Origin of the sequence: Pseudomonas sp. NPDC090203 (genome assembly GCF_044746765.1) — a bacterium.
In the GTDB taxonomy this organism is placed as follows: Bacteria; Pseudomonadota; Gammaproteobacteria; order Pseudomonadales; family Pseudomonadaceae; genus Aquipseudomonas; species Aquipseudomonas putida_AD.
The window spans coordinates 55891-72500 of sequence record NZ_JBIVCV010000012.1; the positions used below are offsets into that span (position 1 = coordinate 55891).

General features: G+C 60.5%; 11 protein-coding genes. 2 read left to right on the forward strand and 9 right to left on the reverse strand.

The annotated features are described in order from the left end of the window. Position 1 precedes the first annotated feature (1 nt). The 9 genes from ACIPO9_RS20385 to ACIPO9_RS20425 all read right to left on the reverse strand — a co-directional run bounded on the left by ACIPO9_RS20385 (position 2) and on the right by ACIPO9_RS20425 (position 13936). Positions 2-913, reverse strand: coding sequence for an ABC transporter permease subunit (locus ACIPO9_RS20385; protein WP_274135330.1), 912 nt, complete (start codon positions 911-913; stop codon positions 2-4). A 10-nt stretch (positions 914-923) separates the two neighbouring features. Continuing rightward, positions 924-1934, reverse strand: coding sequence for an ABC transporter permease subunit (locus tag ACIPO9_RS20390; RefSeq protein WP_081565634.1), 1011 nt, complete (start codon positions 1932-1934; stop codon positions 924-926). Between the two features lie 59 nt (positions 1935-1993). Beyond that, the gene (locus ACIPO9_RS20395; RefSeq protein WP_400783100.1) at positions 1994-3601 is read right to left on the reverse strand and encodes an ABC transporter substrate-binding protein; all 1608 of its coding nucleotides are present in this window, start codon (positions 3599-3601) and stop codon (positions 1994-1996) included. 89 nt (positions 3602-3690) lie between these two features. Beyond that, positions 3691-5073 (reverse strand): OprD family porin, encoded by a 1383-nt coding sequence (locus ACIPO9_RS20400; protein WP_400783102.1) that lies wholly within the window; start codon positions 5071-5073, stop codon positions 3691-3693. 155 nt (positions 5074-5228) lie between these two features. Continuing rightward, positions 5229-6827, reverse strand: a complete 1599-nt coding sequence (locus ACIPO9_RS20405; RefSeq protein WP_400783104.1) for an ABC transporter substrate-binding protein — start codon at positions 6825-6827, stop codon at positions 5229-5231. 338 nt (positions 6828-7165) lie between these two features. Continuing rightward, positions 7166-8794, reverse strand: a complete 1629-nt coding sequence (locus ACIPO9_RS20410; RefSeq protein ID WP_274135339.1) for an ABC transporter substrate-binding protein — start codon at positions 8792-8794, stop codon at positions 7166-7168. Between the two features lie 284 nt (positions 8795-9078). Beyond that, entirely contained in the window at positions 9079-10677 is a 1599-nt protein-coding gene (locus tag ACIPO9_RS20415) for an ABC transporter substrate-binding protein (RefSeq protein WP_274135340.1), read from the reverse strand. 113 nt (positions 10678-10790) lie between these two features. Beyond that, the gene (locus tag ACIPO9_RS20420; RefSeq protein ID WP_400783107.1) at positions 10791-12974 is read right to left on the reverse strand and encodes an HET-C-related protein; all 2184 of its coding nucleotides are present in this window, start codon (positions 12972-12974) and stop codon (positions 10791-10793) included. 245 nt (positions 12975-13219) lie between these two features. After that, a complete protein-coding gene (locus tag ACIPO9_RS20425; protein ID WP_274135343.1) occupies positions 13220-13936 on the reverse strand; it encodes an SIMPL domain-containing protein in 717 nt (238 codons plus the stop codon). A gap of 746 nt (positions 13937-14682) precedes the next feature. On the opposite strand from ACIPO9_RS20425, the gene ACIPO9_RS20430 reads away from it, so the two are divergent. Then, entirely contained in the window at positions 14683-15942 is a 1260-nt protein-coding gene (locus ACIPO9_RS20430; RefSeq protein WP_274135344.1) for an ATP-binding protein, read from the forward strand. Beyond that, positions 15939-16499: a response regulator transcription factor gene (locus ACIPO9_RS20435; RefSeq protein ID WP_274135345.1), complete on the forward strand. Its 561-nt coding sequence runs from the start codon at positions 15939-15941 to the stop codon at positions 16497-16499. Before ACIPO9_RS20430 ends, ACIPO9_RS20435 begins: the two co-directional genes overlap by 4 nt. Positions 16500-16610 lie beyond the last annotated feature (111 nt).

Genomic DNA, 16610 nt, shown 5'->3' on the forward strand with positions numbered 1-16610 from the left:
CTCAGGCGGCGTTCTTGAGTTTCGGGTCCAGCGCATCGCGCAGGCCGTCGCCCATCAGGTTGATTGCCAGCACGCTGAGCAGGATGGTCAGGCCAGGGAGGCTCACCACCCACCAGGCGCGTTCGATGTAGTCGCGGGCCGAAGCGAGCATGGTGCCCCACTCAGGCGTTGGCGGTTGTACACCCAGACCCAGGAAGCCCAGCGCTGCGGCGTCGAGGATTGCCGAGGAGAAACTCAAGGTTGCCTGCACGATCAGCGGCGCCATGCAGTTGGGCAGCACGGTGATGAACATCAGGCGCGGCAGGGTGGCCCCGGCCAGACGGGCAGCGGTCACGTAGTCGCGGTTCAGTTCGCCCATCACGGCGGCGCGGGTCAGGCGCACGTAGGAGGGCAGGGACACGATGGCGATGGCGATCACGGTGTTGATCAGGCCAGGGCCGAGGATCGCGACGATGGCGACTGCCAGCAGCAGCGACGGCAGGGCCAGCATGATGTCCATCAGGCGCATGATGGTCGGGCCCAGGACCTTGGGGAAGAAGCCCGCCAGCAGGCCCATGAGGATGCCCGGAATCAGCGACATCACCACAGACGACAGGCCGATCAGCAGCGACAGGCGCGAACCCTGGATCAGGCGCGACAGCAGATCGCGGCCCAGCTCGTCGGTGCCCAGCAGGAACTGCCACTGGCCGCCTTCAAGCCAGACTGGCGGGGTCAGCAGGAAGTCGCGGTATTGCTCGCTCGGGTCGTGAGGTGCGACCCACGGGGCGAAGATGGCGCAGAACACCACCAGCGCCATGAAGGCCAGACCGGCCACGGCGCCTTTGTTCTTGGCGAAGTGCTGCCAGAATTCTTTGTAGACGGAGGGGTAGAGCAGGCTTTGATCGACTGCTACCACAGGAGTAGGTGTATTCATGGTCGTGATCTCAGCGCTGGTGACGGATGCGTGGGTTGGCAAAGCCGTAGAGGATGTCCACTACGAAGTTGACCAGGATCACCAGGCAGGCGATTAACAGGATGCCGTTCTGCACGACAGGGTAGTCACGGGCGCCGATGGCTTCGATCAGCCATTTGCCGATACCCGGCCACGAGAAGATGGTCTCGGTCAGGACGGCACCGGCGAGCAGCGTGCCCACTTGCAGGCCGAACACGGTCAGCACCGGGATCAGCGCGTTGCGCAGGCCGTGGACGAACACCACGCGAGCCGGCGACAGGCCTTTGGCCCGGGCGGTACGAACGTAGTCTTCACGCAGCACTTCGAGCATCGAGGAGCGGGTCATCCGGGCGATAACCGCCAGCGGAATGGTGCCCAGCACGATGGCCGGCAGGATCAGGTGACGCAGGGCGTCGATGAACGAGCCTTCTTCATCGCTGAGCAGGGTGTCGATCAGCATGAAGCCGGTTTTCGGTGGGATGTCGTACAGCAGATCGATACGTCCCGACACCGGGGTCCAGCCCAGGGACACCGAGAAGAACATGATGAGAATCAGGCCCCACCAGAAGATCGGCATCGAATAGCCCGCAAGGGAGATGCCCATCACGCCATGGTCGAACAGGGACCCTCGCCTGAGGGCCGCGATAACCCCGGCCAGAAGCCCGAGAATGCCTGCGAAGATCAGCGCCGCAATCGACAGTTCCAGAGTGGCCGGGAACAGCGAAGTGAATTCGGTCCACACGCTAGTGCGCGTACGCAGCGACTCGCCCAGATCGCCATGGGCGAGCTTGCCGACGTAGTCGATGTATTGCGCATACAGGGGTTTGTTCAGGCCAAGACGTTCCATGGCTTGGGCGTGCATTTCCGGATCGACCCGGCGTTCACCCATCATGACTTCGACCGGGTCGCCCGGAATCAGGCGGATCAATGCGAAAGTCAGCAAGGTGATGCCGAAGAAGGTGGGTATGAGCAACCCCACTCGGCGAGCGATAAAACTAAACATCTTCTCGTGTACCTCATCAGTTCCGGCGGGGCTCTGGTGGAGCCCGCCGGATTGTTCTTCTACTTCACTTGGGTGGTAGCGAAGTTATTCGTGGTGAGGGGGCTAATGTGATAACCCTCTACGTTCTTGCGCATTGCAGTGAACATTTTAGTGTGCGCCATGCTGATCCATGGCTGATCCTGATTGAAGATCACCTGTGCCTGCTCATAGAGCGCGGCACGTTCGGCCGGGTCGGTTTTTTCCCGGGCCTGATCGATCAACGTCTGGAACTTCTGATTGCACCAGCGCGCGTAGTTTTCGCCGTTCTTGGCGGCTTCGCAGCTCAGGTTCGGGGTCAGGAAGTTATCAGGGTCGCCATTGTCGCCTGCCCAGCCCGCCGACACCATGTCGTGTTCGCCGTTTTTGGCCCGTTTGAGCATTTCGCCCCATTCCATGACGCGAATATCTAACTTAATGCCGACTTTCGCCAAGTCGGCCTGCATCATCTGCGCGCCGAGCAGCGGGTTCGGGTTGGTCTGGCCGCCACCGTTGCGGGTGAACAGGGTCAGTACGGTGCCCTCCGGAACGCCTGCTTCCTTAAGCAAGGCACGTGCCTTGTCCAGGTCGTGGGCCGGGTTTTTCAGCTCCTTGTTGTAACCGAGCAGGGTGTCCGGGTACGGGTTGACGCCCACCGTCGCGTTGCCTTTGCCAAACAGCGCGTTGACGTAGGCTTCCTTGTCGAAGGCGATGTCGATGGCTTTGCGCACCCGCACGTCGCTCATGTACTTGTGGGTGGTGTTCATGGCGATGTAGGCGGTGGTCATCGAGTTGAGCTCGTCGACCTTCAGGTTCGCATCCTTGCGGATGCTCGGGATGTCGTCAGGCTTGGGATACAGCGCGACCTGGCATTCGTTGGCCTTGAGCTTCTGCAGGCGCACGTTGTTGTCGGTGGAGATGGCCAGAATCAGTGCATCGGCTGGCGGCTTGCCACGGAAGTAGTCCGGGTTGGCCTTGAAGCGTACCTGGGCGTCCTTGGCGTAGCGCTGGAAGACGAACGGGCCGGTGCCCACAGGCTGGCTGTTGAGGTTGTCGGTCTTGCCTGCCTTGAGCAGTTGATCGGCGTATTCGGCCGAGTAGATCGAGGAGAAGGCCATGGCCACGTCGGCCAGGAACGGTGCTTCGCGGCGGGTCAGGGTGAACTTGACGGTGTTGTCGTCCACTTTCTCGACGCTTTTGAGCAGCTCTTTGAAGCCCATGCTCTCAAAGTACGGGAAGCCCACGGTCGATTGCTTGTGCCACGGGTGGTTCGGGTCCAGTTGACGCTGGAAGCTCCAGACCACGTCGTCGGCGTTCATGTCGCGGGTCGGTTTGAAGTATTCGGTGGTGTGGAACTTGACGCCCTTGCGCAGGTGGAAGGTGTAATTGAGGCCGTCTTCACTGATGTCCCACGATTCGGCCAGAGCTGGCTCGATGTCCGTGGTGCCCGGCTTGAAATCCACCAGCCGGTTGAAAATGGTTTCCGCTGCCGCGTCGGCGGTGACGGCTGTGGTGTACAGCGCTGTATCGAAACCTTCGGGGCTGGCTTCGGTGCAGACCACCAGCGGCTTGGCCGAAACGCCGACCGCGACGCTGAAAAGGGCAAGTGCTACCGCGTTGCGCAATGTTGCGAGTTTGAATGTCGATTTCAAGTAAACGCCCTCGGCAAAGTGATGAAGCCAATACTGAGTGGGTGTTTCGGGCTATTAAGTTCTAGCCCGAAACCTGTCCATCTGCCGTATCAGAGGATGTTGAACGGAATGGTGGTCACCAGGCGGAACTCGTTGATGCTGCCGTCAGCCTGGTTGGCACTCGCGCGGTGGGTGGTGTAGGTCCCGCGCATGGTCGAGGCCTTCAGCGGGCCGGACTGCATGGTGTACGTGGCGCCTACGCCGTATTCGTAGTGGGTTTCGCCGTCCATGCCGCGCACGTCGTAGGCGGTGCCCTTGTAGTGAGTACCGTCGATGTCGAAGCCGCGCGCCTGGTAGACGTTGAACTTCAGGCCCGGCACGCCGTAATCGGCCATGTTCAGCAGGTAGCTCAGTTGCACCGACTTCTCGTTCGGTCCGTTGAAGTCCGAAAGCAGGGAGTTGGCCAGGAAGATGGCGTTGCTGTCGTGGACGTAGTCGAAGTAGGTGTCACCTTCGACTTCCTGATAGGCGATGCTGAAGCTGTGCGCCTTGTGGGTAGCGGTCAGCGACAGGGAGTAGGTGTCGTTGTCGATCGGGCCCATTTTCTTGGCGCCCGAATCCTTGGTCTTGTAGTAGTTCAGGTTGGTGCTCAGACCCAGCACGTCGGTGTCACCCAACTCGTGCAGGAACGAGAAGTAGTACTGGTGCCAGAAGTCCTGCACGTTGGAGGCGTAGAAGCTTGTGGTCAGGCTCTTGAACGGCTTGTAGTCGACGCCGGCCATGTCCACGCGATCGGCTTCGATGTTGGCGTTGGCGGTGTACTCGGAGCGGAACTTGGTCAGGCTCTGCTCGGAACGTGGCGAGACGCGGTCGAAGCTGCCGGCGGTGAACGACAGGTTGTTGAATTCTTCGCTCAGGATGCTCACACCTTCGAAGCTCGAAGGCAGGGCGCGGTTACCGATATAAGCCAGCACCGGGGTGTTGAGCGACTGACGGCCTGCGGTCAGGGTGGTGTTGGAGATGCGTGCCTTGATGTTGCCCAGGCCCAGCTTGCTCCACTGGCCGACCGCGTCACCGTTGTTCTTGGTGAGGGTACGGTTGGCGCCGCCCATCAGGTCGTCCTTGTCGCGGTCCAGCGCGACGGCGTTGTAGACCGCCATCTCGGTGGCGAAACCGACCGTGCCCTGTGTGAAGCCCGAGCTGTAGTTGACGATGGTGCCTTGCACCCAGTTGATCCGACGCGGATCACTGTCGACGATCACGCCGTTCTCCCTGCGGGAGAATTCGCCGCCGCGACGCAGCAGTTCGTTGGCGTACCAGTTCTTGGTGGAACCGGTGATCTTCGAGTCTTCCAGAAAGCCCTTGGCTTCGCTCTGGGCGTTGGATGTAGCCAGGGTGGTCGGAACGAATTCCTGGCTGGTTGGCTCTGCCTGTGCGGCCATGCTCAGGCTGAGCATGGACAAGGCGAATACAGCGGTGCTGGCTTTTTTCACGTTTTGAAGCTCCCGTTTACTGCTTTTTTTAAAGGCCGGCTTTTATAGGTCGCCGGCTTGTTGTTCAGCCTTTTGGGCCTTGGTTTCTGCTGGGTCCGCGGATTGCGGGTAAAACGGTGCCGCGGACACAAGCGCCCTTGGCACGGTGGTTCGGGTCAATCGGCGACGGTCACGCCGGAGAAGTTGTTGCGCCCGAAGGGGCTCACCTGGAAGCCCTCGACCTCGGCCCGCAGCGGCTGGCTGACGGTGGAGTGGGCAATCGGGGTGATGGGCACCTGTTCTTTGAGGTAGTGCTGGGCCTGCTTGTACAGCTCGATGCGTTTTTCCTTGTCTGCGGTGGCCACGGCGGCCTTGACCAGCGCGTCGTATTTTTCGTCGCACCACATCGAGTAGTTGTTGCCGCCGATGGAGGCGCAGCTGTACAGCGTGCCGAGCCAGTTGTCCGGGTCACCGTTGTCGCCGGTCCAGCCGATCAGCGAGATGTCGTGTTCGCCGTTCTTGCTGCGCTTGAGATACTCACCCCATTCGTAGCTGACGATGTTGACCTTGATCCCGACCTTGGCCCAGTCCGACTGGAGCATCTGCGCCATGAGCTTGGCGTTCGGGTTGTACGGGCGCTGCACCGGCATCGCCCAGAGGTTGAGCACGGTGCCTTCCTTGACCCCGGCGGCACGCAGCAGCTCCTTGGCCTTTTCCGGGTTGTAGGGCGCATCCTTCACGGTGTCGTCGTAGGACCATTGGGTCGGTGGCATGGCGTTCTGGGCCAGTTGGCCGGCGCCTTGGTACACCGCCTTGATGATTTCTGGTTTGTTGACTGCCATGTCCAGCGCCTGGCGAACCTGCAGGTTGTCCAGTGGCGCGTGGCGCACGTTGTAGGAGATGTAGCCGAGGTTGAACCCGGGCTCCTGCATGACCTTGAGCTGCTTGTCGGCCTTGAGCGCATCGACGTCCGCCGGACGCGGGTTGAGCGTGACCTGGCATTCGTTGCGCTTGAGTTTCTGCGCGCGCACCGAGGCGTCGGTGATGATGGTGAAGATCAACTGATCGACCTTGATGCGGCTCGGGTCCCAGAACTCTTTGTTGGCCACATAACGGATTTGCGAGTCTTTCTGATAACGGCCAAAGGCGAACGGGCCGGTGCCGATGGGCGCCTGATTGATATCCTGCAGATTGCCGGATGCCATCAATTGGTCAGCATATTCAGCTGAAAGAATCGAGGCGAAGTTCATCGCAATGTTTTGAATGAATGCTGCATCAACTTTATTGAGTGTAAATACAACAACCATTGGTCCGGTTTTTTCAACGGACTTGATATTCTTGTCCAGACCCATACTGGTGAAGTAGGGGAATTCTGTCGGATAAGCGACGCGGAACGGATGATCCTTGTGCAGCATGCGGTTGAACGTGAACAGCACGTCATCGGCATTGAAGTCGCGGCTGGGTTTGAACGCCTTGTTGCTGTGGAACTTCACGCCTTCGCGCAGATGAAAGGTGTAGGTCAGGCCATCCGGGGATACATCCCAACGGATCGCCAACGCAGGCACCACGCCGGTTCCACCCTGTTCGAACTCGGCCAGGCGGTTGTAGATGGGCTCGGCGGCGTCGTTGTCGGTGCCGGAGGTGTACTGGCCGATATCAAAACCCGCCGGGCTGCCTTCTGAGCAGAACACCAGGCTCTTTGAAGCTGCGTAGGACGGGGAGGCGGCCAGAAGACCCGCCGCCAATAGTGATGGCAAAACAATATTCTTATTCATGACAATCCTTATCGTCTTGGGCGTGAATGAATCCTGTAACGGACTGAAACTCTTTTTCGCAATCGTTTGCGCAAATGAAGTTTCCACCGACGGAAATCCCGACCGGACAGATAGACAGCACATATCGAGTGCGGGATCTCAAACGGTATGTCCGTCGAGATGCACAGTAAATAGTTCTAGGCGCAGCTGTGTATGTAGGAAAAATGACTATTGTTAGTAGGCAATCTCTTTCGAAGTTCTACTCGTCTAACAATATTCATTTTCATGCATGAATCGCGCACGCGACGACACAGTCGCATTACCCGCAGGTAATGCGACTGTGAAGCCATTTGGGGGTTTTACTTGCCGCTGACGCTGACGCCGTAGAACGAGTTCAGACCGAATGGGCTGATCTTGAAGTCCTGAACCTCTTTGCGCATCGGCTGGTAGACAGTCGAGTGGGCAATCGGGGTCATCGGGACTGCGTCCTTGAGCAAGTGCTGAGCCTGTTTGTACAGCTCGGTGCGCTTGGCCTGGTCGGTGGTTTCCTTGGCCTGGTGGATCAAGGTGTCGAACGGCTTGTCACACCACTTGGCAAAGTTGTTGCCGTTGATGGCGTCGCAACCGAACAGGGTGCCCAGCCAGTTGTCCGGGTCACCGTTGTCGCCGCTCCAGCCAATCAGCATCGCGCCGTTTTCGCCGTTCTTCGCACGCTTGATGTACTCGCCCCATTCGTAGGAAACGATCTTGGCGTTGATGCCGATCTTCTTCCAGTCGTTCTGGAGCATTTCGGCCATCAGCTTGGCGTTCGGGTTGTACGGACGCTGAACCGGCATCGCCCACAGGGTGATCTCGGTGCCTTCAGCCACGCCTGCCTTTTTCAGCAGTTCCTTGGCCTTGGCGACGTCGTACGGCGCATCCTTGATGGTGGTGTCATAGGACCACTGGGTCGGCGGCATGGCGTTGACGGCCAACTGGCCTGCGCCCTGGTACACCGCGCCGATAATGGCTTTCTTGTCCACAGCCATGTCCAGCGCCTGACGCACTTCCAGCTTGGCCAGCGGGTTAGGCTTGGTTTCGCCCTTGATGGTCGGCATCACGTTGTAGGCAATGTATCCCAGGTTGAAACCTGCCTGGTCGGGCATCTTCAGCGCAGGGTCGGCCTTGAGTGGCTCAAGGTCTGCCGGACGTGGGTAGGCGGTGATCTGGCATTCGCCTTTCTTGAGCTTCTGCGCACGGACCGAGGCGTCGGTGGTGATGGCGAAGATCAGGTTGTCGACCTTGACGTCTTCAGGCTTCCAGTAGTCCTTGTTGCCGGTGAAACGGATGTTGGAGTCTTTCTGGTAGCTCTTGAACACGAACGGGCCGGTGCCGATCGGCTTCTGGTTGATGTCTTCTGCCTTGCCTTCCTTGAGCAACTGGGCGGCGTATTCAGCGGACTGAATGGAGGCGAAGCTCATGGCCAGGTTCTGGATGAATGCCGCATCGACAGTACCGAGGGTCATCTTGACGGTGTGATCGTCGACCTTCTCGATATTCTTGATATTGGTATCCATCGCCATATCGGTGAAATACGGGAATTCGGTCGGGTACGCCTTACGGAACGGATCGTCCTTGTTGATCATGCGGTTGAACGTGAACAGCACGTCATCGGCATTGAAGGTACGGGTCGGCTTGAAGTACGGCGTGGTGTGGAACTTGACACCTTCACGCAGGTGGAAGGTGTAGGTCAGGCCGTCCGGGGACACGTCCCAGCTGGTGGCAAGACCTGGAATAACGGCGGTGCCGCCACGTTCGAACTGGCTCAGACGGTTGAAGACGGTCTCGGCCGAAGCGTCGAAGTCGGTGCCGGTGGTGTACTGACCTGGGTCGAAACCAGCGGGGCTGCCTTCGGAGCAGAACACCAGGTTCGATGCTGCTTGAGCGAAGGGAGCGCTGGCGATCAAACCTGCGCCGAGAAGAAACGGAATGACCGCTTTTTTGAGCATGGTGGCCTCAGTTGTTGTCATTTTTTAATTGAGGGAAACGACCTTTTGGGTCGGTCCCGCGGATACTTATGCAGGCGCCATACCCAAAGCAAGATGCTGGCGCCAATCAAGTGACAAAGAGTGGCACGAACGTACACGAATGTCGCAAAACTATAATTTCTGACGCGGTTGAACGTTTGCGTGTCGCATATCGGTACGTTTAGTGCGCAATTTTGGTGCACTGCATCGTTGCGAATGCACCCGTTTGTGTCTCAAGTGTTACTTCGCTGTTGAAATATCGTGGGTCATTTCGACAGACTCACCCCATAGAACGGCGTCAGGCCGAACGGGCTGAGCTTGAAGTCCTGCACCTCCTTGCGCATCGGCTGGAACACTTTGGAGTTGGCGATCGGCGTGATCGGCACGTCGTTCTTCAGGATAGTCTGCGCCTGCTGGTACAGCTTGATCCGCTCGTTCCTGTCGCTGGTCAATCTGGCCTGGGTCACCAGCTTGTCGTAGCCGGTGTTGCACCATTTGGCGTAGTTGCTGCCCTTGACCGCCGCGCAGCTGTAGAGCACGCCGAGCCAGTTGTCAGGGTCGCCGTTGTCACCTGTCCAACCATAGATCATCGCGTCGTGTTCGCCAGCCTTGGCGCGCTTGATGTACTCGCCCCACTCGAAGCTGACGATGTTGGCCTTGATGCCGATCTTCGCCCAGTCGGACTGAATCATCTGCGCCGACATGCGCGCGTTGGGGTTGGAAGCGCGCTGGACGGTCATGGCCCACAGGTTGATCTGGGTGCCCGGCGCGACGCCCGCTTCCTTGAGCAACTGTTTCGCTTTCTCGATATCGTGGGGCGCGTCCTTGATGTTCGGGTCATAGCCCCATTGCGCAGGTGGCAGGGCGTTCTGCGCCAGTTGGCCTGCGCCCTGATACACCGCCTTGATGATGGCCGGCTTGTCGATGGCCATGTCCAGCGCCTGGCGCACCTTGAGCTGGTCCAGCGGCGGGTGGGTCACGTTGTAGGCCAGAAAGCCCAGGTTGAAACCTGCCTGGCTCAGCACCTTGAGGTTCGGATCCTTCTGCGCTTCTTCGATGTCCTGCGGGCGCGGGTAGCCGCTGACCTGGCATTCGCCAGCCTTGAGTTTCTGCAGGCGGGTAGCGGCATCGGTATTGATCGAGAAGATCAGGTTGTCGAGCTTCACGTCCTCGGGCTTCCAGTACTGGGTGTTGCCGACATAACGGATCTGCGCGTCCTTCTGATAACGCTTGAACACGAACGGACCGGTGCCTACCGGCTTCTGGTTGATGTCGGCGGCCTTGCCTTCCTTGAGCAACTGGGCGGCGTATTCGGCCGACTGGATCGAGGCGAAGCTCATCGCCAGGTTTTGCACGAACGCGGCATCGATGTTGTTCAGGTGAAACCTGACGGTCTGCTCGTCGACCTTTTCCACCTGTTTGATGGTGGTGTTCATGTCCATGTCGTTGAAATAGGGCGACTCGGACGGATACGCCTTGCGGAAGGGGTCATCGGGGTTGAGCAGGCGATTGAAGGTGAACAGCACGTCATCGGCGTTGAAGTCGCGTGTCGGCTTGAAGTAGTCGGTGGTGTGGAACTTGACGCCGGGTCGCAGGTGGAAGGTGTAGGTCAGGCCGTCATCGGACACTTCCCATTTCGTGGCCAGGCCCGCTTCGACCTCGGTGCCGCCGCGCTTGAACTGGGTCAGGCGGTTGAAGACGGTTTCGGCCGAGGCGTCGAATTCGGTACCGCTGGTGTACTGGCTGGGATCGAAGCCTGCCGGGCTTGCTTCCGAGCAATACACCAGGGTGCTGGCGGCGTGAACCGCTGGTGCGCAGAGCGCCAGCGCGGTCGCCAGGAACAGGGGCTTTAAGGTGTTTTCCATGTGGACCTCGAACAAAGCGGCATTCGTGCCTGGGGTCATCGGCTGATGACTGACAGGTGAGAATGCCGCAGTGCCTCGAAGGTTCACAAGGGGCTCGCGAGAGAGCGCCCGGGCTATTTGGCCAGGTTCTGCAACTCCTTGAACCAGCTTGTGTTGCCCATCGCTTTCATGAACACCTTTTCAACAAAGCTCCATGCGGACGATGGCACTTCCTCGTTGCTGAAAACGTATCGAATATAGGCATTGCTGTCGGCCAGCAATTGGCTGTGCACATTCTGCAACTGGCGGATCGACTGCTGATGCACTTCATCCAGATCCGATCTGGATTGCGCTCGCTGCACTTGGTCAGGATTGTCGTTGGCCCAGGTTTTGACGAGCGTCTGGTGCCATTGCGTGTCGTCGGGATGACAGAAGAAGGCCGTCGCCACGGCGATCGGGTCCGCGTCCTGCTTGCCGTTCCAGTGATCGACCATGGCCTGGGCCACCTGGCGGACAGCGATGTTGGCGAGCCGCGCGCTGAGGTCGTGCAGAGGATGCTCGGGGTGATCCTTGGAGAGCTGCGAATGGCTGGGCTCGACCGAGGAATCGAGGTTCGGATCACTGCCCAGCGCCAGTTGGGCATCGGCGACGCTATTGCCGATCCAGGTCAGTAAGCCCTGCGCCGCACTGTTGTAGGCGTTGAGCAGGATCGCGGCAGGGGTGTTCATGAGCCAGCGGTAAAACCGCAGTGTATCCACACCGGCTTTTCGAGCGAGGCCGACCAGACCGTCTCTTGCCTTGAGCAGCGCTTCGAATGCCCTGAGGAAGTTCTGATTGGGGTGCTCGCCCAGCAGGATCAGCATCACTTTATCCCGTTCGGAGCGATAACCCGGCTGGGACAGCTCGAACTCCAGCTCCTGGGTAGAGAACAGGATCTTGCCCAGCGGCGCGGCGAGGCTGGCGACCACGTCGCTACCGCCAAAGGTGCCGGTGACCAAGGGCAGGTTGCGCTTGACGTTTGCCGGGGTGGTCCAGGGCAGAACCCGAGCGTGGCCGGCGGAAATCAGGCTGAGCTCGGCGAAGTTGGAGTGGGCGAACAGGTCTTCCAGCACGTGGAGCCCCGCGCCGAAACTACGCATCCCGGAGAGCGTACGGCCGCCGGTCATTGCCAGCCTCAACTGCCGTTGCATGTACTCGACCGCCCCGGTCATGTAGCGCTTCATCGACGTGACGGGCTCAGCTGTCAGCACTGGGTCGCCAGGAAGAATCCAGGGCGCAAAGTCGGGGTCACGCACTGTCGGATCCGGGAACGCCGGGTCGATGGACATGGGATTGTCGATGTGCTCGGTGGGCAGGTAAACCCCGAGTTTGTCGAGCGTCACTCGCATGTCCTGCGGGTAGCGCATCCGCAGGTCGGGGAATTTCTTGACTGCAAGGATATCCACCAGGTCGGTCCACGCTTGCCGTGACACGTACGCGGGAAACTCCTTGGGCATGTCGACGCCGCGGGTGATCTTGGGGTCGACGATCTGCGAGTAGTCGCGCAGCCAGTTGCCGAAGTAGACGGCGTCCGCCTCGGCGCGGGTGAAACCAGCCTCGTCCAGTGACCAGCCGATGGTCTGGTGAGTATGACCCTGGGCTTCTGCGCTGCCTGCTTCGAAGGCTTCGCGGTCAGGATTGGCGTGTGCCGTTTCGATTCGGTCATCGACGTTCGCCTGGAGCGCCAGCACGTGCATGAGCGCCTCATGCCAGTCGACACTGTAGTCCACAGGCTCGCGCTCGTGTGCCGTCGAGTAGCTTGCGAGCTGGATGCGGTCCTGCGCAGGTTCCGCCTGTGCAGCGATCCAGGCGGTAAAGCGATGACCTTCCTCGAAGGGGGCATCGTGGGCCAGCAGGGAGGTGCCATCGGGCGCACGGTCGCCGAGATCCTGCCGCAGTACGTTGTCGATGTGATGGCCGAACTCATGCAGCAATGCCGACAGCAGCCAGGCGTGGTGCGGAGTGTCCCGCGTCGCGAATGAAAAGAAGTCCCGGTCAATGCGGATGGCCCGTTCACGGTTGTCGTAATCCGCGTCGTAGCCCAGGAATTCGGTCAGGATGATCGGTGGGTTGCCAAGCTCGCCCAGTATCAGGCGGGTCCACAGCGCGCCGAAGGTGTGATCTGGAATATCGTCGCCGAAGACATCGCGCATTTGCGTCTTGAAGTCGTTTTCGCCCAGGCGCTGGGCGACATCTGTAAGCAAGTCGAGCGCGGTGGTGGTGTGCAGTTTCTCGTCAGGCAGGTCTGCTGGCGAGCGCAGGGTGTTGGTGAAAGCCATTTTGGATTCTTCCTTGAATGTTTGAGTGGCGCCTTGTTGCCTCTGGTCGGGCAATCCGTGCGCCGCCGCAATGGGATATTGCAAACCCCATTCTATGGATTGTGGTGAGGGTGAAAATCAGCGAGGTCGCTCAAAGGTGTAGGAGCGAGCGAATGCGCGGAAGAGGAAACGGCGATATAACGCGAGGGGGGATAGCCGGGGGCATGAGAGAAACCGCGGCAACCCAGGGCTGCCGCGGTGTTGCATCAAGGAATGGCGACTTCGATCACGCCGTCTGCGGTGACGCTGACCTGGCTGGTGCCGGCTTCGACATCGGGTGTCGGAGCGGCATCGGCGCGGGCGGCTTTCATCATCATGACCGGTGCGTGCATGTAGGGCTGTGGATAACCCGAGGTGTTGAGGTTGAGATTGACCAGCTTGTAGCCGCTGCCACCCAGGGCGTCGGTGACCAGTTGGGCGCGGGCCTTGAAGGCGGTGACGGCGCTCTTGAGCAGGGTGTCTTCGCTGGCCTTGCGCGCAGGGTCGGAGATGGAGAAGTCCATGCCGCCCATTTTCATGTCGCTGCCCAGCAGTTCACCGGTAAGGCCGGAGAGGGCGGCGAAGTCCGGGCTTTCCAGACGCAGTTCGGCACGCTCGCGCCAGCCGGTGATTTTCTGGCCCTTGTCGTCGTAGATCGGATAGCTGTTGCGACTGCCCTGGCGAATGGTCACGTCCTTGACCTGCCGAGCCTGGCCCAGCGCCTTGTTCAGAGTGTTGGTGACTTCGGCGGCGAGTTTCGCAGGGTCTGAGTTCTGCGATTCGGTGTAGACGGTGACTGTCATCAGGTCGCGCTGGACTTCCTGATTGACCTCGGCACGGACCGACACCTGGTTGTAATGAACGTCATCGGCCAGGGCCGGGGCGCTTGCCAGCGCGAGGGTGCTCAGGGCGAACAGGGTAGCGGTGGGACGAAGGCTGAACATGAAAAACTCCTTGTTGGGCAGGCCGTCTGTGGCGCATTCCAGTATGGCCCGTCGGACGGATGCCCATGAGACTGAAAATCCGGGATCTTGTTCCGAACCTCACTTTCACGAAGCCCCGCATCGCCCCGTAGCAGCACGGCTTGCCGGCGGGGGCGTACTCAAGATCGCTCCCGCCGGCAAGCCGTGCTGCTACGGGTGGTGGGCATGATCTCGAGCACTGTAGGAGCGCGCTTGCCCGCGACGGCGTCGTGTCAGCCAACCCATCCGGCGCTGACGCATCGCGGTCGCCGGCAAGCCGGACTGCTACGGTGGTGGGCATATCACACGCACTGTAGGAGCGCGCTTGCCCGCGACGGCGTCGTGTCAGCCAATCCATCCGGCGCTGACGCACCGCGCCCGCCGGCAAGCCGGACTGCTACGGGTGGTGGGCATGATCACACGCACTGTAGGAGCGCGCTTGCCCGCGACGGCGTCGTGTCAGCCAACCCATCCGGCGCTGACGCATCGCGCCCGCCGGCAAGCCGTGCTGCTACGGGTGGTGGGCATGATCACACGCACTGTAGGAGCGCGCTTGCCCGCGACGGCGTCGTGTCAGCCAACCTATCCGGCGCTGACGCACCGCGGTCGCGGGCAAGCGCGCTCCTACGGATGCGCGATGTGTGTGGCGCTTTGACGCACTTTCAAGGAAAGCGCTGTTTCATTGGTTATACTCCTTGCGATTCGCCAGGAGCGCATCAGGAGAGCTCATGCTCGCCCCCGTCCAAGTACTTTCCGCCACGCGCCAGAACCTCTGGCGACTGACTTTCGTCCGCATTCTGGTGCTCGGTGCCCAAGCCGGCTCGGTGGGCTTCGCCTACCTGTTCAATCTGTTGCCCTTACCCTGGCTGCAACTGGACATCACCCTGGGCTTCTCGGCCATCGTCTGTCTGCTCACGGCCATTCGCCTGCGCACATCGTGGCCGGTGACCGAACTCGAATACGCCGTGCAACTGGCCTTCGACCTGTTTATCCACAGCGCGCTGCTGTTCTACTCCGGCGGCTCGACCAACCCGTTCGTGTCGTATTACCTGGTGCCGCTGACCATCGCTGCGGTGACTCTGCCCTGGCGCTATTCGCTGATCCTGTCCGGCATCGCCCTGGCGCTGTACACCTTGATGCTGGCCAACTTCTATCCCATCGATACCGTCGCCTTCGCCCGCGAGAAACTGCAGATCTACGGCATGTGGCTGAGCTTTGCGCTCGCGGCGGGGGTCATCACCTTCTTTGCTGCACGCATGGCCGAGGAACTGCGCCGCCAGGAGCAGATGCGTGCCTTGCGCCGCGAAGAAGGCGCGCGGGACCAGCAACTGCTCGCCGTGGCCACCGAAGCCGCCGGCGCGGCCCATGAACTGGGCACGCCACTGGCGACCATGAGCGTATTGCTCAAGGAGATGCAGCAGGACCACAAGGATCCGGCGCTGCAAGAGGACCTGTCGGTGCTGCAGGACCAGGTCAAGCTGTGCAAGGAGACGCTGCAGCAACTGGTGCGCGCCGCCGAGGCCAATCGCAGGCTCGCTGTGCAGGAACAGACGGTCACCCACTGGCTGGACCAGGCGCTGAACCGCTGGCACCTGATGCGTCCCGAATCGACCTATCGCTTCCAGCGGCTGGGGCAGGGCGAGGTACCGACGGTCGCGCCGCCTCCCGACCTGACCCAGGCACTGCTGAACTTGCTCAATAACGCCGCCGACGCCTGCCCCGAAGGGTTGGAGGTGAGTCTGGACTGGACCCCGCTGGAGATTCGCATCAGCATCCGTGATCACGGTGCTGGCGTGCCGCTGGCGGTGGCCGAACAGATCGGCAAACCCTTTTTCACCACCAAGGGCAAAGGCTTCGGCCTGGGCCTGTTCCTGAGCAAGGCCAGCGTGACTCGCGCAGGCGGCTCGGTAAAACTCTATCCTCACGAGGAAGGCGGCACGCTCACCGAGCTGCGCCTGCCCCGTCAAGCACCAGGAGAAGAAGCATGACTGACGAAATCCAGGTCGAAGGCGAAGAACTGCCGCACCTGTTGCTGGTGGACGACGACGCCACCTTTACCCGCGTGATGGCCCGCGCCATGGCTCGCCGTGGTTTCCGCGTCAGCACCGCAGGTTCCGCCGAAGAAGGCCTTATCCTGGCCCAGCAGGACCTGCCGGACTACGCCACGGTCGACCTCAAGATGGAAGGCGACTCGGGGCTGGTCCTGTTGCCACGCTTGCTGGAACTGGACCCGGAAATGCGGGTCCTGATACTGACCGGTTATTCGAGCATTGCCACGGCGGTCGAGGCGATCAAGCGCGGCGCCTGCAACTACCTGTGCAAGCCGGCCGACGCCGACGACGTGCTCGCAGCGCTGCTGTCCGAACACGCCGACCTCGACACCCTGGTGCCGGACAATCCCATGTCGGTGGACCGCCTGCAGTGGGAGCACATCCAGCGTGTGCTGACCGAGCATGAGGGCAATATTTCGGCTACCGCGCGGGCGCTGGGCATGCATCGCCGCACGCTGCAAAGGAAATTGCAGAAGCGTCCCGTGCGCCGCTAAGGGCCATCCCGGAGGTTGGTCGAGCAGGCTCGAAGACCGATCCGAAGCACGCAGGGACAGTTAACATTTTCTTCATGGAAGATCTCGTGTGGCGTCTGGCACATTGGGGCT